Origin of the sequence: uncultured Alsobacter sp. (genome assembly GCF_945952055.1) — a bacterium.
In the GTDB taxonomy this organism is placed as follows: Bacteria; Pseudomonadota; Alphaproteobacteria; order Rhizobiales; family Beijerinckiaceae; genus Alsobacter.
The window spans coordinates 125,440-150,397 of record NZ_CAMFHB010000006.1; the positions used below are offsets into that span (position 1 = coordinate 125,440).

Annotated in this window: 20 protein-coding genes; 7 read left to right on the forward strand and 13 right to left on the reverse strand. The window is 69.1% G+C overall.

Going from position 1 to position 24,958, the window contains the following annotated elements:
• Positions 1-139: 139 nt before the first annotated feature.
• The 4 genes from Q0Q47_RS06795 to serA form a co-directional block, all read right to left on the reverse strand.
• The gene (locus tag Q0Q47_RS06795) at positions 140-943 is read right to left on the reverse strand and encodes an ABC transporter ATP-binding protein (protein WP_293856345.1); all 804 of its coding nucleotides are present in this window, start codon (positions 941-943) and stop codon (positions 140-142) included.
• A complete protein-coding gene (locus tag Q0Q47_RS06800; protein ID WP_293856348.1) occupies positions 940-2,919 on the reverse strand; it encodes a long-chain fatty acid--CoA ligase in 1,980 nt (659 codons plus the stop codon). The genes Q0Q47_RS06795 and Q0Q47_RS06800 overlap by 4 nt, the downstream gene beginning before the upstream one ends.
• 278 nt (positions 2,920-3,197) lie before the next feature.
• Complete coding sequence (locus Q0Q47_RS06805; protein ID WP_293856351.1) at positions 3,198-6,689, reverse strand: indolepyruvate ferredoxin oxidoreductase family protein; 3,492 nt, start codon at positions 6,687-6,689, stop codon at positions 3,198-3,200.
• 118 nt (positions 6,690-6,807) lie between these two features.
• A complete protein-coding gene (serA, locus tag Q0Q47_RS06810; protein WP_293856354.1) occupies positions 6,808-8,046 on the reverse strand; it encodes a phosphoglycerate dehydrogenase in 1,239 nt (412 codons plus the stop codon).
• Between the two features lie 257 nt (positions 8,047-8,303).
• Between serA and Q0Q47_RS06815 the strand changes: the two genes are divergently transcribed.
• The 3 genes from Q0Q47_RS06815 to Q0Q47_RS06825 all read left to right on the forward strand — a co-directional run bounded on the left by Q0Q47_RS06815 (position 8,304) and on the right by Q0Q47_RS06825 (position 10,561).
• On the forward strand, positions 8,304-8,474 hold the full coding sequence (locus Q0Q47_RS06815) for a hypothetical protein (RefSeq protein WP_293856357.1): 171 nt from the start codon (positions 8,304-8,306) through the stop codon (positions 8,472-8,474).
• Between the two features lie 88 nt (positions 8,475-8,562).
• Complete coding sequence (locus tag Q0Q47_RS06820; protein ID WP_293856360.1) at positions 8,563-9,615, forward strand: Gfo/Idh/MocA family oxidoreductase; 1,053 nt, start codon at positions 8,563-8,565, stop codon at positions 9,613-9,615.
• A gap of 7 nt (positions 9,616-9,622) precedes the next feature.
• Positions 9,623-10,561, forward strand: a complete 939-nt coding sequence (locus Q0Q47_RS06825; protein WP_293856363.1) for an FkbM family methyltransferase — start codon at positions 9,623-9,625, stop codon at positions 10,559-10,561.
• Here the strand turns inward: Q0Q47_RS06825 and Q0Q47_RS06830 are convergent.
• From Q0Q47_RS06830 to Q0Q47_RS06870, 9 genes are all read right to left on the reverse strand, one after another.
• Positions 10,525-11,589 carry a HAMP domain-containing sensor histidine kinase gene (locus Q0Q47_RS06830; protein WP_293856366.1) on the reverse strand — a complete coding sequence of 355 codons (1,065 nt, stop codon included), beginning with the start codon at positions 11,587-11,589 and terminating at the stop codon, positions 10,525-10,527. The genes Q0Q47_RS06825 and Q0Q47_RS06830 overlap by 37 nt on opposite strands.
• Positions 11,586-12,284, reverse strand: coding sequence for a response regulator transcription factor (locus Q0Q47_RS06835; protein ID WP_293856369.1), 699 nt, complete (start codon positions 12,282-12,284; stop codon positions 11,586-11,588). The genes Q0Q47_RS06830 and Q0Q47_RS06835 overlap by 4 nt, the downstream gene beginning before the upstream one ends.
• Positions 12,281-13,780, reverse strand: a complete 1,500-nt coding sequence (locus tag Q0Q47_RS06840) for a DUF4153 domain-containing protein (protein WP_293856372.1) — start codon at positions 13,778-13,780, stop codon at positions 12,281-12,283. Before Q0Q47_RS06840 ends, Q0Q47_RS06835 begins: the two co-directional genes overlap by 4 nt.
• Positions 13,781-14,074: 294 nt before the next feature.
• Entirely contained in the window at positions 14,075-15,475 is a 1,401-nt protein-coding gene (locus tag Q0Q47_RS06845; protein WP_293856375.1) for a HAMP domain-containing sensor histidine kinase, read from the reverse strand.
• 2 nt (positions 15,476-15,477) lie between these two features.
• Complete coding sequence (locus tag Q0Q47_RS06850; protein ID WP_293856378.1) at positions 15,478-16,134, reverse strand: response regulator transcription factor; 657 nt, start codon at positions 16,132-16,134, stop codon at positions 15,478-15,480.
• 3 nt (positions 16,135-16,137) lie between these two features.
• Entirely contained in the window at positions 16,138-17,037 is a 900-nt protein-coding gene (locus tag Q0Q47_RS06855; protein ID WP_293856381.1) for a hypothetical protein, read from the reverse strand.
• A gap of 171 nt (positions 17,038-17,208) precedes the next feature.
• Positions 17,209-17,895 (reverse strand): helix-turn-helix domain-containing protein, encoded by a 687-nt coding sequence (locus tag Q0Q47_RS06860; protein WP_293856384.1) that lies wholly within the window; start codon positions 17,893-17,895, stop codon positions 17,209-17,211.
• Positions 17,896-18,282: 387 nt separating this feature from the next.
• Complete coding sequence (locus tag Q0Q47_RS06865) at positions 18,283-19,758, reverse strand: aldo/keto reductase (protein WP_293856387.1); 1,476 nt, start codon at positions 19,756-19,758, stop codon at positions 18,283-18,285.
• A gap of 86 nt (positions 19,759-19,844) precedes the next feature.
• Complete coding sequence (locus Q0Q47_RS06870) at positions 19,845-20,552, reverse strand: GntR family transcriptional regulator (protein ID WP_293856390.1); 708 nt, start codon at positions 20,550-20,552, stop codon at positions 19,845-19,847.
• 237 nt (positions 20,553-20,789) lie between these two features.
• On the opposite strand from Q0Q47_RS06870, the gene Q0Q47_RS06875 reads away from it, so the two are divergent.
• The 4 genes from Q0Q47_RS06875 to Q0Q47_RS06890 all read left to right on the forward strand — a co-directional run bounded on the left by Q0Q47_RS06875 (position 20,790) and on the right by Q0Q47_RS06890 (position 24,955).
• On the forward strand, positions 20,790-21,776 hold the full coding sequence (locus Q0Q47_RS06875; protein WP_293856393.1) for an ABC transporter ATP-binding protein: 987 nt from the start codon (positions 20,790-20,792) through the stop codon (positions 21,774-21,776).
• Between the two features lie 30 nt (positions 21,777-21,806).
• Positions 21,807-23,099: an extracellular solute-binding protein gene (locus Q0Q47_RS06880; protein WP_293856396.1), complete on the forward strand. Its 1,293-nt coding sequence runs from the start codon at positions 21,807-21,809 to the stop codon at positions 23,097-23,099.
• 78 nt (positions 23,100-23,177) lie between these two features.
• A complete protein-coding gene (locus Q0Q47_RS06885) occupies positions 23,178-24,062 on the forward strand; it encodes an ABC transporter permease (RefSeq protein WP_293856399.1) in 885 nt (294 codons plus the stop codon).
• A 2-nt stretch (positions 24,063-24,064) separates the two neighbouring features.
• Positions 24,065-24,955: an ABC transporter permease gene (locus Q0Q47_RS06890; protein ID WP_293856402.1), complete on the forward strand. Its 891-nt coding sequence runs from the start codon at positions 24,065-24,067 to the stop codon at positions 24,953-24,955.
• The last annotated feature ends 3 nt before the right edge of the window (positions 24,956-24,958 follow it).

Genomic DNA, 24,958 nt, shown 5'->3' on the forward strand with positions numbered 1-24,958 from the left:
GTTGCCCTTGCCGATGACGCCGGTGAGGCTCGCCAGCAGCAGCAGGATCGCCGCGCCTGCCAGCCCGAGCAGGGTCCAGCCCGTGGGCGTGAGGCGCAGCGGCGGTTCGGGAGCTTCGATCGCGCTCATCGTCAGTCCCTCAATGCGGCACGCCGAGATAGGCGTCGATCACGGCCTGGTTGCGCTTGACCTCGTCCGGCGTGCCGTCGGCGATCTTGCGGCCGTATTCCAGCACGACGACGCGGTCCGACAGATCCATCACGACGCCCATGTCGTGCTCGATCAGCGCCACGGTCGTGCCGAACTGGTTATTCACGTCGAGGATGAAGCGGGACATGTCCTCCTTCTCCTCGAGGTTCATGCCGGCCATCGGCTCGTCCAGGAGCAGCAGGTCCGGCTCCATGGCGAGCGCGCGGCCGAGTTCGACGCGCTTCTGCAGGCCGTAGGGCAGCTTGCCCACCGGGGTCTTGCGGATGGCCTGGATCTCGAGGAAGTCGATGATCTCCTCGACGACCTTGCGGTGCTCGATTTCCTCGCGCATCGCCGGCCCATGCCGGAACAGCTGCCAGAAGAAGGACCCGTCCATCTTCAGCGTGCGCCCGGCCATGATGTTGTCGAGCGTGCTCATGCCCTTGAAGAGCGCGACGTTCTGGAAGGTGCGGGCGATGCCCTGCGAGGCCGCCACGTGCGGCCGCATGCGCTGGCGGGTCTCGCCCTTGAAGGTGATGCGGCCGTGCTGCGGGTGGTAGAAGCCGTTGATGACGTTCAGCATCGACGTCTTGCCGGCACCGTTCGGGCCGATGATCGCGCGGATCTCTCCCTTGCGGATGTCGAACGACACGTCGGTGATGGCCTTCACGCCGCCGAACGACAGCGACACGTCGTCGACGGCCAGAAGCACGTCGCCGGCCATCTGTCCCTTGTCCGATCCCGGAGCCCTCATTCCGCCGCCTCCAGGGTCTGCTGTTGGGTCACGGGGTAGGTCTTGCAGTCGCGCACCTTCACCCGCGCGGCGATGACGCCCTTGCGGCCGTCCTCGAAGGTCACTTCGGTCCGGATGTCGGCCTCCGAGGATCCGTCGTAGAGCGCGTCGACCAGCGGGCCGTAGCGGTCGGCGATGAAGCCGCGCCGCACCTTTTGGGTGCGGGTGAGCTCGCCGTCGTCGGCGTCGAGCTCCTTGTGCAGGATCAGGAAGCGCGCCACCTGGGCCCCGCCCATCATGGGCTCGGCGGCGAGCGAACGGTTCACCTCGTCCACGTGCGCCGCGATCATGTCGTAGACCAGCGGATGGCCGGCGAGCTCCTGGTAGGAGGCATAGACCACGTTGTTGCGCTCGGCCCAGTTGCCGACCGCCACGAGGTCGATGTTGACGAAGCAGGCCACGTGGTCGCGCGCGTTCCCGAAGGCCACGACCTCCTTGATGTTGGGGTAGAACTTCAGCTTGTTCTCGACGTATTTCGGCGGGAACAGCGAGCCGTCGCGCATGCGCCCGACGTCCTTGGCGCGGTCGATGATCTTCAGGTGGCCGCTCTTGTCGAAGAAGCCGGCATCGCCCGAATGCACCCAGCCGTCGGCGGTCTTGGTGCGCTGCGTCGCCTCCGGGTCCTTGAAGTAGGCCTGGAAGACGCCGGGCGAGCGGAACATCACCTCGCCGTCGTCGGCGATCCTGACCTCGACGTCGGGAGCGGGCCGGCCGACGGTGTCGGCCTTGATCTCGCCGTTGGGCTGCATGGTCACGTAGACCGAGGCTTCCGTCTGGCCGTAGAGCTGCTTCAGGTTCACGCCGAGCGCCCGGAAGAACCGGAAGATCTCGGGGCCGATGGCTTCGCCGGCCGTGTAGGCGACCTTGATGCGGGTGAGGCCGAAGCGGTTCTTGAGCGGGCCGTAGACGAGGAATTCGCCCAGCCGGTAGAGCAGCCGGTCGCCGAGCGACACGCTCTCACCGTCCAGGATCCTCTCGCCGCAGCGGCGTGCGACGCCCAGAAAGTAGTGGAACATCCGGCGCTTGAGGGCGCCCGCATCCTCCATGCGCACCATGGTGAGGGTGAGCAGGTTCTCGTAGACGCGCGGCGGGGCGAACGCGTAGGTCGTGCCGATCTCGCGCCGGTCCTCGACCACCGTGTCCGGGCTTTCCGGGCAGTTCACGCAGAAGCCGGCCACGAGCGACTGGGCGTAGGAGAAGATGTGGTCGCCCACCCATGCGAGCGGCAGGTAGGCGATGACCTCGTCCGTCTCGTCCAGGCGGTCGAAGTCGCAGCCGTTGCGGGCGGAAATCAGCACGTTGTCGTGGGTGAGCATCACCCCCTTGGGCCGGCCGGTGGTGCCCGATGTGTAGAGGATGATGGCGAGGTCGGAGCCCTTGCTCCCCGCCACGCTCGCGTCCAGCGCCTGGCCTGCCGAGGGATCGGACGCCAGCCGCTTGCGGCTCTCGGCGAGCATCTGCCCGATCGGATGCAGGCGGCCATGGTCGTAGTCGCGCAGGCCGCGCTCCTCGTCGTAGAGGACGTGGCGCAGGGTGGGCAGGCGATCGGCGATCGACAGCACCTTGTCGACCTGTTCCTGGTCCTCGACGATGGCGACCTTCACCTCGGCATGGGCGAGGACGTAGGCCATCTCCTCCGCCACGGAGTCCGAATAGACCGGCACAGGGACCGCGCCGAGCATCTGGGCGGCCATCATCGACCAGTACAGGCGAGGGCGGTTCGACCCGATGACGGCCACGGTCTCGCCCGGCGTCACACCCAGCGTGCGCAGGCCCTCGGCGAAGGCGCGGCAGATCTCGCGCACCTCCGACCACGTCCACGACTGCCAGATGCCGAGGTCCTTGTGCCGCATCGCCGTCCGGCCGCCGCGCACGGTGGCGTTCCGGTCGAGCAACTTCGGAAACGTGTCCTCTCGTGAAGCCTGAGTGGCTACCACGTTGTTCCTCCCTCCTCTGGACCGGTTGCATCGGCATCCGATCATCCAGCCCGCGCCGGTAGTCCCGGCCGTCTTGGCTGGTCGCGATGCCCGTCACCCGGCCAGGCCGGACGAATGGGCGATGAAAGATATGGTTCGCGGAATGTCGCGATCCAGTCCTTCAACAGTCAAAAATGAGGGTATTCCCTCATTCTGGCAAGGCAACCGCGACTTTCGTGGAAGCGGGCGCGCCACCGCCGGGCGGCACACCCCTGGAGGGAGGCGGAAAAACGGCCCGGCTACTCGGCCGCGAGGGGGAGTGAATCGGGCGAGCGCAGCCGGCCCAGCAGCTGCTCTTCCTCGGCCCTCGCCGCGGCCAGATGCCGCTCCTTGACCGGACCGTAGCCGCGGATCTTCTCCGGCAGGGACAGGAGCGCCACGGCGATGGGCAGCGTCGAGGGCGAGAGCCGCGCCAGCGCTTCGTCGACATGCGCCTCGTAGCGGGCGATCAGCGCGCGCTCGGTGCGCCGTTCGGCGCTGTAGCCGAAGATGTCGAGCGCCGTGCCGCGCAGGCGCTTCATGCGGGCCAGAAGGCGCATCGCCCCGAGCATCCACGGGCCGAACGTGGTCTTCACCGGGCGCCCTTCGCCGTCGCGCCGGCCGAGCAGGGGCGGGGCGAGATGGAAGGTGAGCTTCACGTCGCCTTCGAACTGGGCCGCCAGGGCGCGGGCGAAGGTTCCGTCCGTGTAGAGGCGAGCGACCTCGTACTCGTCCTTGTAGGCCATGAGCTTGAACAGGAACCGCGCGGCTGCCTCGGTCAGCGCGGTCGATCCGGGAACGGCCTTCTCCTCGGCGGCGCGGACCGCGGCGATGCGGGCGGCGTAGCGATCCGCATAGGCCCGGTCCTGGTAGCGGGTGAGCGTCTCGACCCTGCGGGCGATGACGTCGTCCAGCGTCTGCGAGATCCGCAGGTCGCCTTCGGCCGCCTTGGGCGGGACTGCCAGCGCCGTCACGGCGGCTTCGTCGAGGGCGGCGCGCCGGCCCCAGGTGAAGGCGGACTGGTTCATCGCCACGGCTTCGCCGTTGAGCGCGATGGCCTTCAACAGGGCGGTCGACGACAGGGGGACCCGGCCCTTCTGGAAAGCGTAGCCGAGCATGAACATGTTGGCGGCGATGGCATTGCCGGTCAGCGCCGTGGCGATGCGCGTCGCATCGATGAAGAACGCGTTCTCCTGGCCCGCCGCCGAGCCCACCGCGCGCTTGATGCGTTCGGCCGGCAGCGAGAAATCCGCGTTGCGGGCGAAGTCGCCGGGAAGGACCTCGGCCGTGTTGACGACCAGCGCCGTCTCTCCCGCCTTGACCGCGGCGAGCACCTTGCGCGTGCCCGTGACGACGAGGTCGCAGCCGAGCACGAGGTCGGCCTCGCCGGCCGCCACGCGGATCGAGTGGATGTCGTCCGGTCGGGGCGCCAGCTTGACGTGGCTGTAGACGGCGCCGCCCTTCTGGGCGAGGCCGGCCATGTCGATCATGCCGCAACCCTTGCCCTCCAGGTGCGCGGCCATGCCCAGGATCGCGCCGATGGTGACGACGCCGGTCCCGCCGACGCCGGTCACGATGATGGCGTAGGGCCGGGAGATGGCCGGGTAGACGGGCTCGGGCAGCGGCGCCTGGTCCACCGTGTCCTGCGCCGTCCCCTGAGCGGGTGCGGCCTTGCGGATCGTGGCGCCCTCGACCGTCACGAAGGACGGGCAGAAGCCGCTGACGCAGGAGAAGTCCTTGTTGCAGTTCGACTGGTCGATGCGGCGTTTGCGGCCGAACTCCGTCTCGACCGGCTGCACGGAGACGCAGTTTGACTGCACGCCGCAGTCCCCGCAGCCTTCGCACACCTGGGTGTTGATGAAGACGCGCTTGTCGGGGTCGGGGAACTCGCCGCGCTTGCGGCGGCGCCGCTTCTCGGCCGCGCAGGTCTGGTCGTAGATGATGGCGGTGACGCCCGGCTCCTCGGCGAGTTCGCGCTGGATGGCGTCAAGTTCGGAGCGGTGGTGGCGGGTCATGCCGGCCGGCCAGTCGGTGGCCGGCGGGTACTTGTCCGGCTCGTCGGAGACGAGCGCGATGCGCCTGACCCCTTCCGCCGCCACCTGCCGCGCCAGCGCGTCGACGGTGAGCCCGCCCTCGTGATGCTGCCCGCCGGTCATGGCGACGGCGTCGTTGAACAGCAGCTTGTAGGTGACGTTCACCTTGGCCGCGAGCGCGAAGCGGAGCGCCAGCGTGCCGGAGTGGTTCCAGGTGCCGTCGCCGAGATTCTGGAAGACGTGGCCGCGCCGGGAGAACGGGGCCTCGCCCACCCAGTTGGCGCCTTCGCCGCCCATCTGGGTGAAGCCCTCGGTCGAGCGGTCCATCCACTGCGCCATGTAGTGGCAGCCGATCCCCGCATAGGCGCGCATGCCGTCGGGCACCTTCGTCGATGAATTGTGCGGGCAGCCCGAGCAGAAATAGGGAATGCGGTTGGCCACGTCCTTGGTCTCGACGAGGCGAGCCTGCGCCTGCTTCAGCCGGGCGACGCGGGCGGAGAGCTCCTCGTCGGGGCGCACGGCAAGGAGGCGCTCGCCGATGGTGATGGCGACGTCGTTGGGGTCCAGCGCGCCCTTGACCGGGAAGAGCCAGCGGCCCTGCTCGTCCTTCTTGCCGATGCAGACCGGCTGGTTGGCGGTGCCGTAGAGCTCCTCGCGGACCTGCACCTCGATGAGGGACCGCTTCTCCTCGACCACGATCACGAGGTCGAGGCCCTGCGCGAACTCCTTGAGGCCGACGGGATCGAGCGGCCAGGGGCAGGCGATCTTGTACAGACGCAACCCCATCGCGTTGGCCTTCACCTCGTCGATGCCGAGGTCGTCCATGGCCTGGCGCACGTCGAGGTAGGACTTGCCGACCGTGATGACGCCGATGCGCGCGTCCGGCCCGCCCGAGGTGATGATGCGGTTGAGCCTGTTCGCCCGCACGAAGGCCAGCATGGCGTCGCGCTTCCAGTCGTGGAGGCGGGCCTCCATCTCCAGGATGCCGTCGCGCGGGCGGATGTTCAGGCCGCCCGGCGGCATCTCGAACTCGGGCCGGACGATCTGCACGCGGTCGAGCGCGCCGTCGACGATCGCGGTCGATTCGACGGTGTCCTTGATGCACTTGAGGGCGGCCCAGCTGCCGCAGAAGCGGCTCATGGCGAAGCCGTAGAGGCCGTAGTCGAGGATCTCCTGCACGCCCGCGGGGTTCAGGATCGGGATCATCACGTCGACGAAGTGGAACTCGGACTGGTGCGCCGTCGTCGAGCTCTCGGCGGTGTGGTCGTCGCCCATGAGGGCGAGCACGCCGCCATGCGGCGAGGTCCCGGCCATGTTGGCGTGGCGGAACACGTCGCCCGAGCGATCGACGCCGGGACCCTTGCCGTACCAGACCGAGAAGACGCCGTCATAGGCGCCGTCGCCGCGCATCTCGGCCTGCTGCGTGCCCCAGCAGGCGGTGGCCGCGAGCTCCTCGTTGATGCCGGGCTGGAAGACGATGTGGCGCGGCTCGAGGATCCTGCGCGCCTTGGCGAGCTGCTGGTCCAGCCCGCCGAGGGGCGAGCCGCGATAGCCGGAGACGAAGCCGGCGGTGTTGAGCCCGGCGCGGCGGTCGCGTTCGTGCTGCATGAGGAGCAGGCGGGCGATCGCCTGCGTGCCGGTCAGGAAGATGCGGTCCTTGGAAAGATCGTACTTGTCGTCCAGGGAGACGTCGCGCAGCTCCGGACCAGCACCGCTCATTCCATCCTCCGCCTGACATCGCCACCGAGGGCACGGGGGTCCATCATGGACTTCTCCCGTCAGGCATCAGCATAGGACAGAAAGGCTGACCTATCAAGGAGGCGCGACGGCCCGGAGCTCACCCGTGCAGCAGGCGGGCCCGGATGGTGCCGGGCAGGGCGCGGACGGCCTCGACCACTTCGGTCGAGTTCTCGACGCGCTCGCATTCGAGCACCACGTAACCGACCTCGCCGTCCGTCTGGTAGTACTGCGCGGTGATGTTGATGCCGCGCGACGCGATCAGGTCGTTCAACTGGCCCAGCATGCCGGGCATGTTGCGCTGGACCTGGATGAAGCGAGTGCCGGAGGGGCGCGCCGGCAGCTGCACCTGCGGGAAGTTGACGGCGCCGACCGTCGAGCCCACGTCGCTGTAGTCCACGAGCTTGCGCGACACTTCGCCGCCGATGCGCTCCTGCGCCTCCTCCGTCGAGCCGCCGATGTGCGGCGTCAGGATCACGTTCGGCAGGCCCTGCAGGGGAGACACGAAGCGCTCGCCGTTGGCCGAGGGCTCGACGGGAAACACGTCCACGGCCGCGCCGCGCAGGTGCTTGTCGCGCAGGGCCGCCGCCAGGGCGTCCAGGTCGACCACCGTGCCGCGGCTGTTGTTGATGAGATAGGCGCCGGGCTTCATCTGGGCGATTTCGGCGGCACCGATCAGCCCGGCCGTCGCCGGCGTCTCGGGCACGTGCAGGCTGACGACGTCGCTCATGGCCAGCAGGGCCTGCAGGGTTTCCACGGGCTCCGTGTTGCCGTGCCTGAGCTTGTCGGTGAGGTCGTGGTAGACGACCTTCATGCCCATCGCCTCGGCCAGGGTGGACAGCTGGCTTCCGATGTTGCCGTAGCCGACGATGCCCAGCGTCTTGCCGCGCACCTCCAGGCTGTCGGTGGCCGACTTGTCCCATCCCCCGTCATGCGCGGCCATGGAGCGCGGAAACACCCGCCGCAGCAGCATCACGATCTCGCCGATCACGAGCTCCGCCACCGAACGCGTGTTGGAGAAAGGCGCATTGAACACCGGAATGCCGCGCAACCGCGCCGCGTCCAGGTCCACCTGGTTGGTCCCGACGCTGAAGCACCCGACGGCGATGAGCCGGTCCGCCGCGTCGAACACGGCCTCGGTGAGCTGGGTGCGCGAGCGGATGCCGAGAATGTGAACGCCCTGCAGCGCGGCCCGCAGGGCCTCGCCGTCCAGTGCCTTCGGCAGGCGCGTCACGTTGCTGTAGCCGGCGGAGCTGAACAGCTCGGCCGCGCTGTCGTTGACGCCCTCCAGCAGCAGCACGCGGATCTTGTCCTTCGACAGGGAAAGCCGTTCGCTCATGGCGCAAAGTCCTGGGCCGCTGGACGCCGGAGCGTCGAAGTCATGGGTCAAGCCTCCGGTCGGGTGCCCGGGGCGGTCTGCACATACGGGACGGGCGCGACCGGCGCAACGGCGTCGCCCTCCCGGGCCAGCCGCCGGGTTCGGGGATATCTCCCGTCGGGTATCGTCCTGATTGTGAGCGGAGCCGCGTCCGGGTAGGCATTGTTCCCGGAAAGGGCAAATCCCCCATGGCTCAGAAGCATCCCTCAGGTCGCCCCGTGACGAAGCGCAAGTTCGGTGTCTCGAGCTGCGTGCGTTGGCCTCGCGATGGTTTTCTCAATCCCCGGCTCGAACCGGATCCCCGGCTCGCCGGCGGCTTCGGCTTCCGCATGCCCGACGCCGTGGCGCCCGAGCTGCATCACGTGGCCTGGACCGGTCGAAAACGCTGAGGGCCGGCCGACGGCAGGGACTGGCGTCGCACACCACAATTCGCGAGACTGAGGCCGCGGACCGCTCCGGTCCGGGGAAACGCCTCGCATGACATCCTCTTCTTCCGCGCCGGCGCGCCGACGGGTCGCTCTCGTCGGCCTCGGCATGGCCCACAAGCCCCACCTCGCAGGCCTTCGCGACCTGTCCGACCGCGTCGAGATCGGCGCGTGCTTCGCGCCCAGCGCCGCCCGGCGCGCCGCCTTTTCCGCGGCCAATCCGGACCTTCCCGTCGTGGGCTCGCTGGAGCAGGTGCTCGCGGACCCGTCGATCGACGGCGTCCTGATCCTGACGCCCCCCAACACCCATCTCGAGCTCGTCGAACGCTGCGCGGCCGCCGGCAAGGCCGTGCTCCTGGAAAAGCCGCTGGAGATCTCGCTGGCGCGGGCGCGGCGCATCGTCGAGACGATGGAAGCGGCGAAGCTGCCGCTGCAGGTGATGCTGCAATTCCGCTTCCGCGCCGTTTCGCGGCGGCTGCGCGAGGTGCTGGCCTCGGGCGAGCTCGGGGAGGTCGTCTCGGCCTCCGCCTCGGTGCGCTGGTGGCGCACGCCCGCCTACTACGCCGAGCCGGGCCGCGGCATGAAGGCGCGCGATGGCGGTGGCGTCCTCATCACCCAGGCGATCCACACGCTCGACCTGTTCCAGTCGCTGGCCGGCCCGATCACCCGCGTGGCGGCGATGGCCGTCACCTCCCCGCTGCGACAGATCGACACGGAGGACATCGCCGCGGCCGCGATCGGCTTCGCCAACGGGGCCATCGGCACCATCGACGCCACGACCGTCGCCTATCCGGGCTTTCCGGAGACCATCGAGATCGCCTGCGCGCGGGGCACGGCCCGGCTCGCCAGCCAGTCGCTGGACATCTGGTGGCAGGACGGCCGGCACGAGCGCTCCGGCAACGACGGCGGTGGCGGCGGCGGCGCCGACCCCATGGCCTTCTCCCACGAGCCGCACCAGGCGGTCATCGCGGACTGGCTCGACGCGCTCGACGGGGGCCGGGCGCCCACCATCTCCGGGCGGGAAGCGCTGCGGGTCCACACGCTGATCGAGACGATGCTGGAGTCGGCGCGCAGCGGCCGCGAATGCGCCGTTCCGCAGGAGTGAGGGCGGCATGACCGTTCCTCCCGGAAGGCCGCTGTCCTACGCGCAGAACCTCGAGGACGTCCACATCGCGCTCGCCTTCGGCGGGCGCGCCGAGGGCGTCTATGTCGACATCGGTGGCGGGCATCCCGTGGCCGACAACGTCACGTATGCCGCCTACCTCCAGGGCTGGAGGGGCGTGGTCGTCGAGCCCCAGGCGTCCCTGGCCGCGCTGCATGCGCGCCTGCGGCCGCGCGACACCGTGCTCCAGTGCGTCGTCGGCCGCAGGGACGGCGAAGCGGCCTTCCACGCCATCGAGCGCTTCCACGGCCTGTCCAGCATCGTCGAGGACCATGCCCGGTCGGCCGGCGAGCGCTTCGGCGCCGGGCTGGTGACCACCACCGTTCCGATGCTGACGCTGGCCTCGCTCGCCCGCGATCATTGTCCCGGCGGTTTCGACGTGCTGAAGATCGACGTCGAGGGCGCCGAGGGCGAGGTGCTCGCGGGCAACGACTGGAGCCGTGTCCGGCCGACGCTGATCGTGGCCGAGGCGATCGCGCCCGGCACCAACGAGCCCGCATGGGAGGGCTGGGAGCCAGACCTCCTGGCCCAGGGCTACGACTTCGTCTTCTTCGACAAGCTCAACCGCTTCTACGTGGCGCGCGAGGCGCCGGAGGTCGCGCAGCGGCTAAAGGCGGCGCCCGTGGCCTGGGACAGCGTCACGCATCTCTACGAGATCGGCCGCGCCTTCGAGCCGCGCCATCCGGACCACGCGCTGGCCGACGTCCTGCGCAGAGGGCTGTGGGCGTCCCTGCCCACGCTCGACGATGCGATGCTCGAGAGCCTCGTGCGGGCCGCGGGCGCCGACCCCGCCGCGGTTCTTCCCGCGACCGCCGACGAACGCGCCGCCGCCTTGGGACGCATCGCGATGGGCTACGACGGCGGCCAGATCTTCGACGACCTGGGCTGACCGGCGGGCAGGGCGATCGCGAACGTCGCCCCCCGCACCGTGTCGCGAAGGCCGATGGTGCCGCCCTGCGCCTCGACCACGGATCTGGCGATCGCCAGGCCCATTCCCGTTCCGCCCTCGGCCCGCCGGGTCGTGAAGAAGGCGTCGAAGACGCGCTCCCGGTTGCCGGGCGCGATGCCCTCGCCGTCGTCCGCGACGTCCACCACGATGTGGTCGCCGTCGCGGGCGGCCGCGATGCCGACACGGGTCGCGCCGTGCCGGGCGGCGTTGTCCATGAGCTGGCCGAGCACGATCGCCAGCGCTTCGGCCGACATGGGCAGGGTGTCGTCCGGGCCGGCGGAGACCTCGATCGCCAGCGTCCGATGCTTGGCCCGCAGGTCCGCGACCACGCCGTCCAGCCCGCACTGGCCGGCGGCGGGAACGCCTTCGGCGCGCGCCAGCTCGCGCAGCCGGCCCAGCAGCCGTTCGAGCCGGTCCGCCTCGGCGACCACGGTGGTCAGGAGCCGCGAGCGGTCCTGCGGGGTCAGGGGCTGGCCGGCCTCGGCGGCGTCGTCGAGCAGGATCTCGGCGGCCGCCCGCATGGAGGTCAGGGGCGACTTCAGCTCGTGGGAGACATGGGCCGCGAACGTCCGGATGAAGTCGGCGCGCCGGGCCAGGCCTCCCGCCATGTCGAGCAGGCTCTGCGAAAGCTCTGCGAGTTCGGCCGTCCCGTGCCGCTCGAGGGGCGCGAGGGCGGCACGGTCGCCCGCGGCGATCGCCCGCGTCCGGTCGATGAGCGCCTTGACCGGCCGCGTGACGGAGCGATGGATGACGAACCCGGCAAGGCCGGCGAGCAGCGCCGCCAGGACGAGCGCGACCGTGGTCGCCTCCGCCGCGCTGGCCTTTCTCACGAACTCGCTCTCGTGGACGCGCAGCACGAGAGCGAGCGCGAGCGGCAGCACGATCGCGAGCCCCAGGACCAGCGCGACCACCAGCCCGAGCGAAGGCCGCCATTTGGTCGGGACGCGGGCCGGGCGGGAGCCCGTCATGCCGGCGCCCGGCATGGACCCAGCCTGAAGCCCAGTCCATGCACGGTCTCGATCGCGGAAGCACAGCCCACCACCGCCAGCTTGCCGCGGATGTTGCGGACGTGACTGTCGATGGTGCGGTCGGACACCTGCATGCCGCCGCCATAGGCGGCCTGCATGAGGCGTTCGCGCGACAGGACCTGACCCGGACGCTCGATGAGCGCCTGCAGGAGCTGGAACTCGAGGATCGTGACCTTGACGGCGGATCCGTCCCAGCTGAGGGCGTGCCCGTCGAGATCCAGGACGAGGCCGCCCTGGCGCAGGACGTGGCCGGGCTCCTGCGCGGCGGGGCGCTGGCCCCGCCTCAGGATGGCGGCGATCCGTGCCACCAGTTCGCGCGGGCTGAACGGCTTCGTGACATAGTCGTCGCCGCCCATCTCCAGCCCCAGGATCCGGTCGATCTCGTCGTCCCTGGCGGACAGGAAGAGGATCGGGACCTCGCTGGTCCGACGGATGCGCCGGCAGGTCTCGAGGCCGTCCATGTCGGGCATGCCGACGTCCAGGATGACGAGTTGCGGTCGCCAGCCGGCGAGCAGGTCCAGCGCGGACTGGCCGCTGGCGGCCTGGCACGTCTCCATCCCGGCCTTGCCGAGGGCGAAGCACACGACGTCGCGGATCTGGGGATCGTCGTCGACGACCAGGATGCGGCTCATCATTCAATGCCGGCCTGACTCTGAACGGTGCCATGTCTAGCGAGGTATCCGTCAAGACGCCATGAATCGAACGACCATTCCCGCCAGTCCCGTTGCCGCGTCGTGACGGCTTCGGCCAGCCTGGCCCGCATCGCCGTCGCCCTTTCGATCAGCCGCGGGTCGCGCGAGCCGCGGATGGCATCGTCCAGGGCGGGGATGATCTGCGGTCCGAGCCGCCACAGGTAGGGCCAGTCCAAGGGAACGGCGTCGCAGCCATCCGCGGCGCAGCGCGACAGGTTGCTGCGCGCGATGACGTCGGCGAAGGGCGCGAACGTGCAGCCGTAGAGCACCAGCACCGCGGCGAGGGCGTTCGTCCGCACGATCCAGCGCGTGCCCCTGCCGGCGACGATGGCGAGCACGATCGACGCCAGCCCGAAGCAGACGAGCCCCATCCAGATCATCGCGGAGAGGCGCCACTGCGTCATGCCGTAGGCGTCCACGTAGAGGTCGAGCCGGCGGATGGAGGACACCACCAGCAGGACGTTCTGGGCCAGGAACAGGACCAGCAGGGCGGTCGTCGCCAGCGATCCGCGGCCCACCCTCTCGTGGCGGGTCGCCGCGATGGCGAAGGCGCCCGCCAGGAGGGCGGACGCCACCAGGGGATAGGCGCCGCGATGGGCATAGCTCGCATGAGTCATCCCCGCGGGGAGAGCGTGGCCGGCCCACAGGTAGGTGGCGTCGAGCGCGGTCTGGAGGCCGAAGACCAGGTTGAACAGCACGAGGCTGCGCAGGATGACCGTGGGACCGAAGAACACCGTCTCCCTTGCCGGAACGGACACGTCCCACGCCGGCGACTTGCGGCGCGGATGGACGACGTGGAGGAAGGGCCAGGCGGCGACCGCGAGGGCTCCCCAGAAGAGCATGCGCTCCGGCTGGACGATCGGGCCCCACGCGCCCGGATCGAGCGAGGCCAGCCAGTCCTCCAGAACCGGGTTGGCATCGACGAACAGCGCGAAGAACACCACCGACAGGCCGACGGGCACCAGCCAGCCGAGGAGGGCCACCAGCCGGACCCGCCCGGTCCGCTGACGGGCCATCGCGCGGCGGGCGCGGCGAAGATCCAGCACCAGCCGCACGGGCCCGGCGAGGGGAATCACCAGCGCCGAGATCCAGGCCGCGGGCCAGGCTCTCCGGACCTGTCCCAGGACCGTCACGCAGACCGCGACGCCCGCGAACACGAAGGCAACCGACAGGGGATTGGCATCGACGACGACGGGCAGCAGGCCCGCGGCCAGGACGATCCCTGCCGTGACCCGGGTGCCGCTGTCGGCGCGAACGGGATTGAGGAGGCAGGACAGCAGCGCCAGCGCCGCGCCGAACAGGGCCAGGCCCAGCGCCGGGTCCACCCCGTAGAGGAGCCGATCCCCGGCGAGCACGATGGCACCGGCCGTGAGGCCGCGGCGCGTGAGCCACGTTCCCGCGCGCGGCCCGCGATGCACGCTCGCGAGCGTCGCGCTCATCGGGCACACTCCCGCAGACGGCATCTCGCCAGGCGTCGCCGGCGTTCGGGGCCCGTGGGCAGGACGAGGATGTCGGCCGTGCGATCGGGGACCTCGACCAGCCACCAGCCGTCCTTGAGGAGGATCGCAGGCAATTTCGGGGAGGCGGCGGTGGTCGTCGGTGTCGTGCTGTTGCTCATGCGGCAAGGTTGCCGCGGGCCGGCGGGGGACCTGTGGCGCGGTCGTGCAGGGCTCCAGGCGTTTCGTGCAGATTTCGTGCAGACGCGACGGAACGGGGGCCGCGGCGTACCGCCGTCAGCCGGCGACCGGACCCTGCACGCGGGGGGAGGGGACGGGCGCCCCGGCCCGGCCCGTCACGGTGAAGCGGGCCGAGAGGCCGCCCTCGGGCGAGGGCGACAGCACGAGGCGCGAGGCGTAGGCGGCGAGCACGTCGTTGACGATCGACAGCCCGAGCCCGCTGCCCTCGATGTCCTCGCGGCCGCGCTCGCCGCGTTCTAGCACGACGTCCGCCTGCAGCGCAGCCACGCCCGGGCCGTCATCGTCGACGCAGACCGTCAGGCCGTCCGAGTCCTGGATGCGCACCACCACGCGGCGCGCGGCGAATTTCCGCGCGTTGTCGACCAGGTTGCCGAGGACCTCGCCGAAATCGTCCGAGTCCATCTCGCAGCGCGTGCCGGGAGGGATCTCCATCGCCCACTCGATCTCCTCGCCGCGCGGCATCCGCCGCATCAGGCGCAGGAGACGCTCGACGGTCGGGCCGATCTCCGTCTGCAGCCCCGTCGTGGTGGGGGTGCCCTGGGTTCGCGCGCGGGCCAGTTCGCGCTCGACATGGCGGCGCATCAGGCCGATCTGCTCGCGCAGCGTCGCCGCGGCCTGCGCCATGCCGGCCTCGTCCAGACGCCGGGCCTCGGCCGACAGGATCGTCAACGGCGTCTTCAGGCCATGGGCGAGGTCGCCCGCCCGGTCGCGGGCCTTGGCCACGAGTTCCTGCTGGCGGTCGAGAAGCGCGTTGAGATCGCTGGCGAGCGGCGCCACCTCGTCGGGGAAGGGGCCGTTGAGCCGTTCGGACTGGCCCCTGTGGACGGCGTTGAGACGCTCGCGCAGCTTCTGCAGCGGGCTCAGGCCGACGCCGGCCTGAAGCCAGGCGCCGACCAGCAGCAGAACGCCGAGCAGGAACAGGGCGACCGCCATGTCGAAGGCGAAGGACCGGCGCAGACCGTCGATGTCGGCGGACCCCAGCGCGACGGAGAGCAGGAAGGCCCTCGCGCCGCCATCGACCGAGACCTGCACGTTGCGTTCGAGGACGAAGAGGGTGGATCCGCCGGGGCCCGTCCTTTCGACCGCCGAGCCGCGGCCGGTCGAGGCGGGCGTGCGCGGCATCTCGTCGTCCCACAGCGAGCGCGAGCGCAGCACCGCGCGCCCGTTGGCGTCGCTGACCTGCCAGTACGAACCGCTGTACGGGTACTGATACTGCGGGTCGGAGGGAAAAGCGTTCAGCTTGGGCTCGCCGCTCGTGTCCAGCGAGAAGGCCGCGGCGAGCTCCACCAGGCGCGTCTCGAGTTCCTGCTCGAGCCTCTGGTCCAGGTGCCGATTGAAGATGACGATCAGGCTGGCGCCGGCCACGGTGAGGGCCGTCACGATGGACACGGCCGCGAGCACGATCACCCGCACCCGCAGCGAGCGTGCCTGGCGCATGGTCAGTCTTCCACGAGGTAGCCGTAACCCCGTCTGGTCACGATCGTGTCGGGGCCGATCTTGCGCCGGATCCGCTTCACCAGCGCCTCGATGGCATTGCTGTCGGGCTCCTGATCGCTGGCGTAGATGTGCTCCTCGATCTCGACCTGGGAGACGATCCGCCCCTTGTTGTGGACGAGGTAGCGAAGGAGCCGGAACTCGAGCGGGGAGAGTTCGATCGTGCCACCCTGCATGGTGACCGTCATGCGGCGCGTGTCGATGCTGATGGGCCCTGCCTCAAGGACGTGGGACGGGTGCCGCTCGCTGCGCCGCAGGATCGCGTTCAGGCGCGCCAGCAGCTCCTCGACGTGGAAGGGCTTGGGCAGGTAGTCGTCGGCGCCCGCGTCGATGCCCTCCACGCGCTCCATCCACGACCCACGGGCCGTCAGGCACAGGATGGGCGTCCGGATGCCGGCGCGCCGGAGGCGCTTCATCACGGACAGGCCGTCGAGCCTGGGCAGCCCGAGATCGAGAATGATGGCGTCGAAGTCCTCGGTCTCGCCGCGGAACCAGCCCTCTTCGCCGTCGTGGCAGGCTTCCACCACGTAGCCCGCGCGGACGAGCTGTTCCCTGACTTCGTCGACGATCCGAACCTCGTCCTCCACCAGCAGGACGCGCACGTATCACCTCACCTCGAGGACCCGGTTGCGGCGCGCGTCGACGACGACGTCGCGGTACCAGCCGTCCTTGGCCAACACGGTGACAGTGTATGTCATGGTCCCGGCCTGATTGCGAGACACCTTCACGTCGAGCACCGACCCCGGCACCGTCGAGCGGACGGTCGCCAGGACCTTGTCAAAGGGCACCGCCTGTCCGCGGGTCACGGCCTCGCGTGCGATGTCCTGGTCGCCGCGGCCGGTCTCACGGCCTCGCTGGGGCGGGGTGCGCTCCGGCTGCGTGCCGCGCGGCGCGGGAGCCGTCGCAGCGGAGTCCTCGAGTTTCTGCGTCGGTGGCCCGTGGCGGCCCTGATCGGCGGCCTTCTTCGGCCCGCCGAACAAGGCGCCGAGGAAATCGGCAATTCCGGACAGGCCGGACGGAGCATCCCTGCCATTCCCACGCGCGCCGTTCGAGCCGCCGGTGGCGCTCGCACTGCCGAGCCCCACGGCACCGTTGGCCGCGCCTCCGGCGCTGGCGCTTCCTGTGTCGCCGGCGGTGCCGCTGGCATTCCCGCTGCTGCTGCCATTCGCTCCGCCGGCGGAATTCCCGCCGGCATTGCCGTTGTTGCCGGCATTGCCACTGGCGTTGCCGCCCGCGTTCGAGTTTCCGCCGGCGTTTCCGTTTCCGTTGCCCCCGGCGTTCGAATTTCCACCGCCGTTGGCGTTGCCGTTGCCATTTCCGCCGGCGTTGGAGTTCCCGCCGGCATTGCCGTTGCCGCCGCCATTCCCGTTCCCGTTGCCGTTTCCGCCGCCGTTGCCGTTTCCGCCGCCGTTGCCGTTTCCGCCCGCGTTGCCGTTGCCGTCATTCTCGGCAAAAGCGTTCCACGTGGACACCGGCACCACGGCGCACGCCAGCATCAGGACCAAGGCGGTCCTGGCTCCGGTCCTGAGAAGGGTGTTTCGCGACGTCGTCATGGGCCGGTCTTAGCGCAAGGCCCCTGACCTTGCGCTGACATCCCATTTCATGTCGATAATTGTCGGACCGCAAGGTCAACAATCTGGATCGACATACCCCTTAGGAGCAGGCGTGACGCCCGGTCAGGCGTCGATCAGGGCGGTCGGCCGCGCGAGCCGGCGCAGCGCCTCCGCGTCCCTGATGGCGATGGCCGCTCCGTGGAACGACACGCCGTGCGGTTCCAGCGAGGCGATGGTCCGCGACAGGTTCTCCGGGGTCATGCCCAGGAGCGAGGCGAGGGTGCGCTTGCGGAACGGCAGCTGGATGCGCTCGGCGCCCACGCGCTCGGCGCTGGAGAGGATCCAGTTCGCCAGGCGCTCGGCAGAGTTGCGGAGCTTCTGGTTGTTGATCTCGCGCACCAGGTCCAGGTTCTGGCGAGACACCTCGACCAGCATGGCCTGCGAGAAGCGGCAGCATTCCGAAATGGCCGAGCGAAGCGCCGATGCCGGCACCATCAGGGCCAGCGACGGGCCGATCGTCCGGGCGCAAGCCAGCGTCGGCTTGTCGGAGATGACGGCCGCGAGCGAGAAAGGCCGACCCGGCCCGTAGATGGTCACCGTGCCTTCGCTGTTGCCGTGGCAGGCCGTCAGCTCGGCCGAGCCGCTCAGCAGCACGAACAGGAAGTCGGCGAGGCTGTCCTGCTCATGCAGGACGACGCCCGTGGGGAACGTCTGCAGGAAGCTCACCGCAAGCATGCGTGAGAACACGGCGTCGTCCATGACCGAGAAGCCGGGAAGCGCCCGAATGGCTTGGATGTCTTCTGCGCGCATCGGAATCTTTCGACGGGTGACGAGGGCGCCGGCGAAGATGTCCCGCCAGACTGCCACTTCAGGGTTTGGGAAATGAACCGCGGAGCCAAGCGGACTCAGGCGATTCGCAAGCGAGCATCGTTGGTCGCTGTTGAGGTTCGTCGTAACTGAATCTGAAGCGTGACGATAGTCGAAATTACACTTATGGGGCGACTACCAAGCCGCCGATGCAATGCTGAGTTCGTAAAACGGATGTTCGGTGTTCGCTATCGGACCAAAACGCCATCGCTCAAGCTGGGATCCACAGTGCGGCACGGCGCGAGGCCGAGTGCAACCGCTTGCAATGCTCCGCTCGCCCCAGTGAGCGGGCACAATACGATTTGTTCACGATGACGGCAGATGCCGAGGTCAGCCGGTCACGACTGCCTCGGCCTCCATCTCCACGAGGTAGTCGCCGATGAGGTTGCCGATCTCGACCAGCGTATTCGCCGGACGGATCTCGCCGAAATAGCGGCCATGGGCGCGGGACACGGGCTCCCAGTCGCTCGCGTTCCGCAGATAGATCCGCGTGCGCACCACATCCTCCAGCGAACCGCCGAGCGCGGCGACGCTCGCAGCGATCTTGTCGAGGATGTAGACGGCCTGGCCCGCTGGATCGCCCGGGCAGACCACCTCGCCCGATCCATGCGTCGCGGTCGTCCCGCTCACGAGGATCCGGTCGCCGACCCTGACCGCGCGGCTGTAGCCGCACACGGGCTCCCAGATGCTGCCGCTGTCGATGCGCGTGCGACCGGGGCGGCCCGGAACCGGCTCCGCGCGATAGACCTTCGGGATGGCAGCCAGGTGATGGCTGAGGTCGCCGGAAGCGGTGAGGAACGGCGGCCGGCGATACTCGTCGCCGCAGTCGCCCGGAATGCGCCGCGAGGCGGCGAAGGCCCGGTCGAGGAGGGCCTTGTCCTCGTCGTCCAGCACCACGTCGAAGGTCCGCAGGTTGTCGGCCCGGTGCTCGCGCTCCGTCAGCCGCGCGCCGACGATCACGCCCGCGACGGCCGGCTGGTCCAGGACCCAGCGGGTCGCGACGTTGGCGATGGACGCGCCGTGGCGCCGGCCGACGGCCTGCAACGCGGCGAGGATCGTCTGCAGCACGTCCCAGCCGCCGATCGCCTCCACGAAGCGCTGGTACTTCATCTTGCTCCAGTCGTCGTGCGCCGAGGGCGCCGCGCCGAGCCAGCGCTCCGACAGCAGCCCGCCCGCAAGCGTGCCGTAGGCGAGAAGCTTCACGCCGTTGGCGAGGCAGAACGTGCTCATGTCCTCCGCCGCGCGCCGGTCCAGCACCGAGAAGCACACCTGGTTGGTGGCCACGGGGATGCCGTGGCGGACCAGCAGCGCCAGATGGGCGGTGTCGAAATTGGTGACGCCGATGTGACGGATGCGGCCTTCCTGGCGCAGCGCCGCGAGCCCCTGCATGGCATCCAGGTAGTTCGGATGCTCGAAGGTCCACCAGTGGAACTGGAGCAGGTCGATCGTCTCGACGCCAAGGCGATCGAGGCTGCGCTGGACGCCGGCGCGCACCGTCTCGGCGGTCATCGGGCCGGGCGGCGGGCACCACTTGGTGAAGACGGTCGCCGCGGGACCGCCCTCCCTGCGGGCGGCCTCCAGGAAGCGGCCCGTGATGAGTTCGGCGCCGCCGTAGTGGTCGGCCATGTCGAAGGTGTCGAACCCCGCGCGGGCATAGGCGGCCATGTCCTGGGCGGCCCGCGCGTGGTCGAGGACGCGCCCGTCGCGCTCCTGGTCGGCGACCTGCCAGAGCCCCGTGACGAGGCGGCTGATCTCGAGGCCGGGGGCGAGTTGCGTGCGGGGCGGGCGGCGGGTGGTTTCGGTCATGACTGGTCGCTGGTCCGTGGTGTCGGCGAGGGACTATAGTGGAGGTGCCGCCGGACGCCATCCGCGAAGCGACGTCGGTGAGCCGATCAGGAGCGGCGGCCCACGAGCGCGGTGGCGAGGTCGAGGCTGGTCCCCTTGCCACGGGCGAGATCGAGATCGTGCTCGACGTGCTCCAGGTGCGCGGTCATGAGGGCGACGGCGGTGTCCGCGTCGTGCCGCGCGATGGCCTCCAGCAGGGCTTCGTGCTCCTGCGTGCCGCACGAGGACGCCCGCGTCGTGCCGTAGAGCGCGATGACCAGTGCCGACCGGGAAATCAGCTCGCGCAGGAAGCCCGTGAGCACGTCCTGCCGCGACAGCTGGGCGATGCGCATGTGGAAGTCGCCCGACAGGCGAATGGCGGCCGACCGGTCGCCACGGGCCAGGGCTTCGCCTTCGGCGGCGATGTGGCCTCGCAGCGCCCGGACGTCGGCCGGCTTGCAGCTTTTCGCGGCATCGCGGATCAGGGCGGCCTCGACGACCCGGCGCGCGTGGAAGACCTGGCGCGCCTCGGTCACCGTCGGCGAGGCCACGGTCGCGCCGCGGTGCGGGCGCATGGTCACGATCTGGTCGCGGGCCAGCATGCGAAGGGCCGCGCGCACGATGGTGCGGCTCACCCCGAACGTCGTTCCCAGGTCGTCTTCCCCCAGCCGCGTCCCGGGGGCCAGCCGCTGCTCGACGATGGCACCGACGATCGCCTCCGCGATCTCGGACGAGCGGTCGGCGGCTTCGGGCAGGCCGGTCGTGCCATCGGTCACGGTTGCATCTCCTCGCGGCGATGATGCCATGCCCGCGGTCTGCGTGCCTGTAGAGATCGTATACAATCTCTGCCCCTGATCGTATCCAATTGCCTCTTTATTGGGCGCCCGCCGCTCGCCACCTGGCCGATCGCGGCCCCACGCACCGCGGCTGTCTTCGCAAGTCTCTCAGACTCCCCGCCGAATCCGCGCTGGCACGGCCTTTGTATCGCTCCCCTCGCAATCAGGAGTGATCGCGTGAAAGGGTCCGCCCTCGAACTGGTCAGCGTGACCAAGCGCTACGGCATCACCACCGCCGTGGACAGGATCGATCTCAAGGTGCCTGCCGGCACCTATTGCTGCCTGCTGGGCCCGTCGGGCTGCGGCAAGACGTCGACGCTGCGGATGATCGCCGGCCACGAGGCCGTGAGCGAGGGCGACATCATCATCGGTGCGGCGAACGTGACTGACCTGCCGCCCGCCCGGCGCGGCACCGCCATGATGTTCCAGAGCTACGCGCTCTTTCCCCATCTCAACTGCATCGACAACGTCGCCTTCTCGCTGCGCATGCGGGGCGTGGCGAAGGACGTCCGCCGTGCCAAGGCGATGGAGCTCCTCAAGCTCGTCGCCATGGACCCCTATGCCGAACGGCTGCCGGCCCAGCTCTCGGGCGGCCAGCAGCAGCGCGTCGCGCTGGCGCGGGCCCTCATCACCGAGCCGCAGATCCTGCTGCTCGACGAGCCGCTCTCGGCGCTCGACCCCTTCCTGCGCATCAAGATGCGCGCCGAACTCAAGGCGATGCAGAAGCAGCTCGGCATCACCTTCGTGCATGTCACGCATGGCCAGGACGAGGCCATGGCGCTGGCCGATCTCGTCGTCGTCATGAACCAGGGCCTGATCGAACAGGCCGGTTCACCGCGCGAAGTCTTCAACAGACCGCGCACCGCCTTCGTGGCCCGCTTCATCGGCGGACACAACGTCATCGAGACGTCGGCCGGGCCAATCGCCGTCCGAGCCGACCGGATCCGCCTCTCGCGCAGCGAGGGCGGCCACCTGCGCGCCCGTGTCCGGGACGTCGAGTACCAGGGCACCTACGTGCAGGTGGGTTTGGAATCCCCCGCGGCTCGGGAGCTGACCGCACAGGTCGGCGAGGCCGCATTCGATGCCGCGCCCCTCAATCCCGGCGACGAGGTCGCCGTGTCCTGGGGCGAGGCAGACATCCATCGCTTGTCACCCGCCGCCTGACGCGACGGGCTTTTTCATGAGGAGAGGGGCATGACTGACGAAACCATCAAGACGACGCGGGTATCGCGTCGCTCGGTGCTGAAGACGGCCGGTGCCGTCGCCGGCGCCGCTGCCGGCTCGGGCGCCATCACCGGCTTCCCGGCCGTCTGGTCGCAGGAGAAGAAGGTCCTGCGCTATCTCGGCACGGCGGTGAACCAGGCCGACGACATCAACAAGCAGCTCCTGAAGGACACGGGCATCACGCTCGAGTACATCTCGGCCACGACGGACGACGTCACCAAGCGCGTCATCACCCAGCCGAACTCGTTCGACGTGCTCGACACGGAATACTTCAGCCTGAAGAAGCTCATTCCGTCGGGCAACATCCTTGCTCTCGACGCCAAGAAGATCAAGGAATTCGACAACATCACGCCGGTCTTCACCAAGGGCCAGCTGCCGAACGGCAAGGTCATCGGCGACCAGGGCACGGCGCCCAAGAAGGTGATGTTCCTCGAGGGCAAGAACTCCACCAAGTTCGCCAAGGGCGTGACGGAGTGGGTCACCCTCATCCCGACGACCTACAATGCCGACACGCTCGGCATCCGCCCCGACCTGATCAAGCGTCCGATCGAAAGCTGGAAGGAGCTCCTGAACCCCGAGTTCAAGGGCAAGGCCTCGATCCTCAACATCCCGTCGATCGGCATCATGGATGCGGCGATGGTCGTGGAAGCCTCCGGCCTCTACAAGTACCCCGACAAGGGGAACATGACGAAGCAGGAAATCGACCTGACGATGAAGGTGCTGACGGAGGCCAAGAAGGCCGGCCAGTTCCGCGCCTTCTGGAAGGACTTCAACGAGTCCGTCAACCTGATGGCGTCCGGCGAGACGGTCATCCAGTCGATGTGGTCGCCGGCCGTGACGGCCGTGCGTTCCAAGGGCATTCCCTGCGTGTTCCAGCCGCTCAAGGAAGGCTATCGCTCCTGGGCCTCCGGCTTCTGCATGTCGAAGGGCGTCACGGGCAAGAAGGCGGAGTGGGCCTACGAGTTCGTCAACTGGTTCCTGTCCGGCTGGGCCGGCGCCTACCTGAACCGCCAGGGCTACTACTCGGCCGTTCTCCCGACCGCCAAGAAGTTCATGACGGAAGACGAGTGGGGCTTCTGGATGGAAGGCAAGGCGGCCAAGAACGACATCAAGGCTCCGGACGGCTCGCTGCTCGAGAAGGCCGGCTCCAAGCGCGACGGCGGCTCCTACGACGACCGCATGGGCAACGTCGCCTGCTGGAACGCCGTCATGGACGAGAACGACTACATGGTCCGCAAGTGGAACGAGTTCATCGCCGCCTGAGGCGCTGACCGACGATCCGGCCGCGGCGGCTCGTCCGCCGCGGCCTTTTTCAGCCGGCAAGACGGGAGCGCGGTCCGCGTGAAGACGAAAGATCCCTTCACCCTTCCCGCCTGGGCTCAGGTCGGTCCGTTCGCGTTCGTCTTCGGGCTGTTCTTCATCATCCCGCTGGCCTTCGTGGTGATGGTCAGCTTCTGGGACTACACCGAGTATTCGCTCGTCCCCGACTTCACGCTGCGCAGCTACGTCGAGACCTTCGAGGGCTGCTACGACCAGCTTCCCGGCCTGTGCACGATCCTGAAGACCTACGTGTCGACGGTGAAGTTCTGCTTCCTGGTGTGGCTCTTCACCCTGCTGATCGGCTTCACGATCGCCTATTTCCTGGCCTTCCACGTCCAGTCGGTGACCATGCAGATGACGCTGGCGCTCATCAGCACCATCCCGTTCTGGACGTCGAACGTGATCCGCATGATCTCGTGGATCCCGCTGCTCGGGCGCAACGGCCTCGTCAACCAGGGCCTGATCAAGCTCGGCGTGATCAAGGAGCCGCTGGAATGGCTGCTCTACTCGGATTTCGCCGTGGTGCTTGCCTTCGTGCACCTGTTCACGTTCTTCATGGTGATCCCGATCTTCAACTCGATGGCCCGCATCGACAAGCGGCTGATCGAGGCCGCCTACGACGCCGGCGCCACCGGCTGGCAGACGCTGTGGACCGTCATCATCCCGCTGGCCAAGCCCGGCATCGTGATCGGCTCGATCTTCGTGATCACCATCGTCATGGGTGACTTCGTCACGGTCGGCGTGATGGGCGGCCAGCAGATCGCGTCGGCGGGCAAGATCATCGAGACCCGGCTGGGGGCGCTGCAGTTCCCGCCGGCCGCGGCCAATGCCGTGATCCTTCTGGCGGTGGTGCTCCTGATCATCACGGCGATGAACCGGGTGGTCGACATCCGCAAGGAGCTCTAGAGATGCGCGAGGGTCGCCCTGGTTCCTTCTACTGGCTGCTGGCGTTCTTCTGCGCCTTCCTGCTGTTCCTCTACGGGCCGATGATCACGATCTTCGTCCTGTCCTTCCAGGGGCCGGAAGGCGGTCTCACCTTCCCGCTGCGCGGGCTTTCGCTGCACTGGTTCGAGAAGCTCTGGAACGGCGGCGGCATCGTCGACATCAAGGGTGCCTTCGTACGCTCGGTGTTCATGAGCCTCACGGTCATGGCGGCCACCGTGGTGCTGTCGGTCCTGGCGGGGCTGGCGTTCCGCAAGCGCTTCCGCGGGCAGGCGCTCGTCTTCTACGTCACCGTGGCGAGCCTGATCGTGCCGTCGATCGTGACGTCGCTCGGCATCGCGTTGCAGTTCCGCCTGTTCGACGACTTCATCAAGACCTACGGACCCGAGTGGCTCTCCGAGGGCTACACCACGGCCATGGGGCTCTACACCTCGGGCATGGGCGCACACCTCACCTGGACCCTGCCGTTCGGCCTGCTGATCATGTTCGCGATCTTCAACCGCTTCGACACGCGGCTCGAGGAGGCGGCGCGCGATCTCGGCGCGACCCCGTGGCAAACCTTCCGATTCGTGATCCTGCCCATCATCCTGCCCTCGCTGGTCGGCGTCGGGCTGTTCGGCTTCACGCTGTCGTGGGACGAGATCGCCCGCTCGTCGCAGTCGATCGGCGAAAAGAACACCCTGCCTCTCGAACTGCAGGCCTTGACCACCACGGTCACGACGCCGGAAATCTATGCCCTGGGGACCGTCACGACCGGCGTGTCCTTCGTGGTCATCGGCGTGGCGCTCGCGTCCATCCTGACCCTTCGGGCCCGGCAGGCCCGCAAGGGCTCGGACGCCGGCAAGGGTCTCGTGTGAGCT

Coding starts and splice junctions, on each gene's coding strand:
- Q0Q47_RS06835 (WP_293856369.1), bottom strand. CDS start 12,284: ATGATGAGCCGCATCCTGGTCGTCGACGACGATCCCCAGATCCGCGAC.
- Q0Q47_RS06805 (WP_293856351.1), bottom strand. CDS start 6,689: ATGAGCGGTGCTGGTCCGGAGCTGCGCGACGTCTCCCTGGACGACAAG.
- Q0Q47_RS06865 (WP_293856387.1), bottom strand. CDS start 19,758: ATGACCGAAACCACCCGCCGCCCGCCCCGCACGCAACTCGCCCCCGGC.
- Q0Q47_RS06880 (WP_293856396.1), top strand. CDS start 21,807: ATGACTGACGAAACCATCAAGACGACGCGGGTATCGCGTCGCTCGGTG.
- Q0Q47_RS06840 (WP_293856372.1), bottom strand. CDS start 13,780: ATGAGCGCGACGCTCGCGAGCGTGCATCGCGGGCCGCGCGCGGGAACG.
- Q0Q47_RS06845 (WP_293856375.1), bottom strand. CDS start 15,475: ATGCGCCAGGCACGCTCGCTGCGGGTGCGGGTGATCGTGCTCGCGGCC.
- Q0Q47_RS06825 (WP_293856363.1), top strand. CDS start 9,623: ATGACCGTTCCTCCCGGAAGGCCGCTGTCCTACGCGCAGAACCTCGAG.
- Q0Q47_RS06795 (WP_293856345.1), bottom strand. CDS start 943: ATGAGGGCTCCGGGATCGGACAAGGGACAGATGGCCGGCGACGTGCTT.
- Q0Q47_RS06830 (WP_293856366.1), bottom strand. CDS start 11,589: ATGACGGGCTCCCGCCCGGCCCGCGTCCCGACCAAATGGCGGCCTTCG.
- Q0Q47_RS06860 (WP_293856384.1), bottom strand. CDS start 17,895: ATGCGCGCAGAAGACATCCAAGCCATTCGGGCGCTTCCCGGCTTCTCG.
- Q0Q47_RS06820 (WP_293856360.1), top strand. CDS start 8,563: ATGACATCCTCTTCTTCCGCGCCGGCGCGCCGACGGGTCGCTCTCGTC.
- serA (WP_293856354.1), bottom strand. CDS start 8,046: ATGAGCGAACGGCTTTCCCTGTCGAAGGACAAGATCCGCGTGCTGCTG.
- Q0Q47_RS06890 (WP_293856402.1), top strand. CDS start 24,065: ATGCGCGAGGGTCGCCCTGGTTCCTTCTACTGGCTGCTGGCGTTCTTC.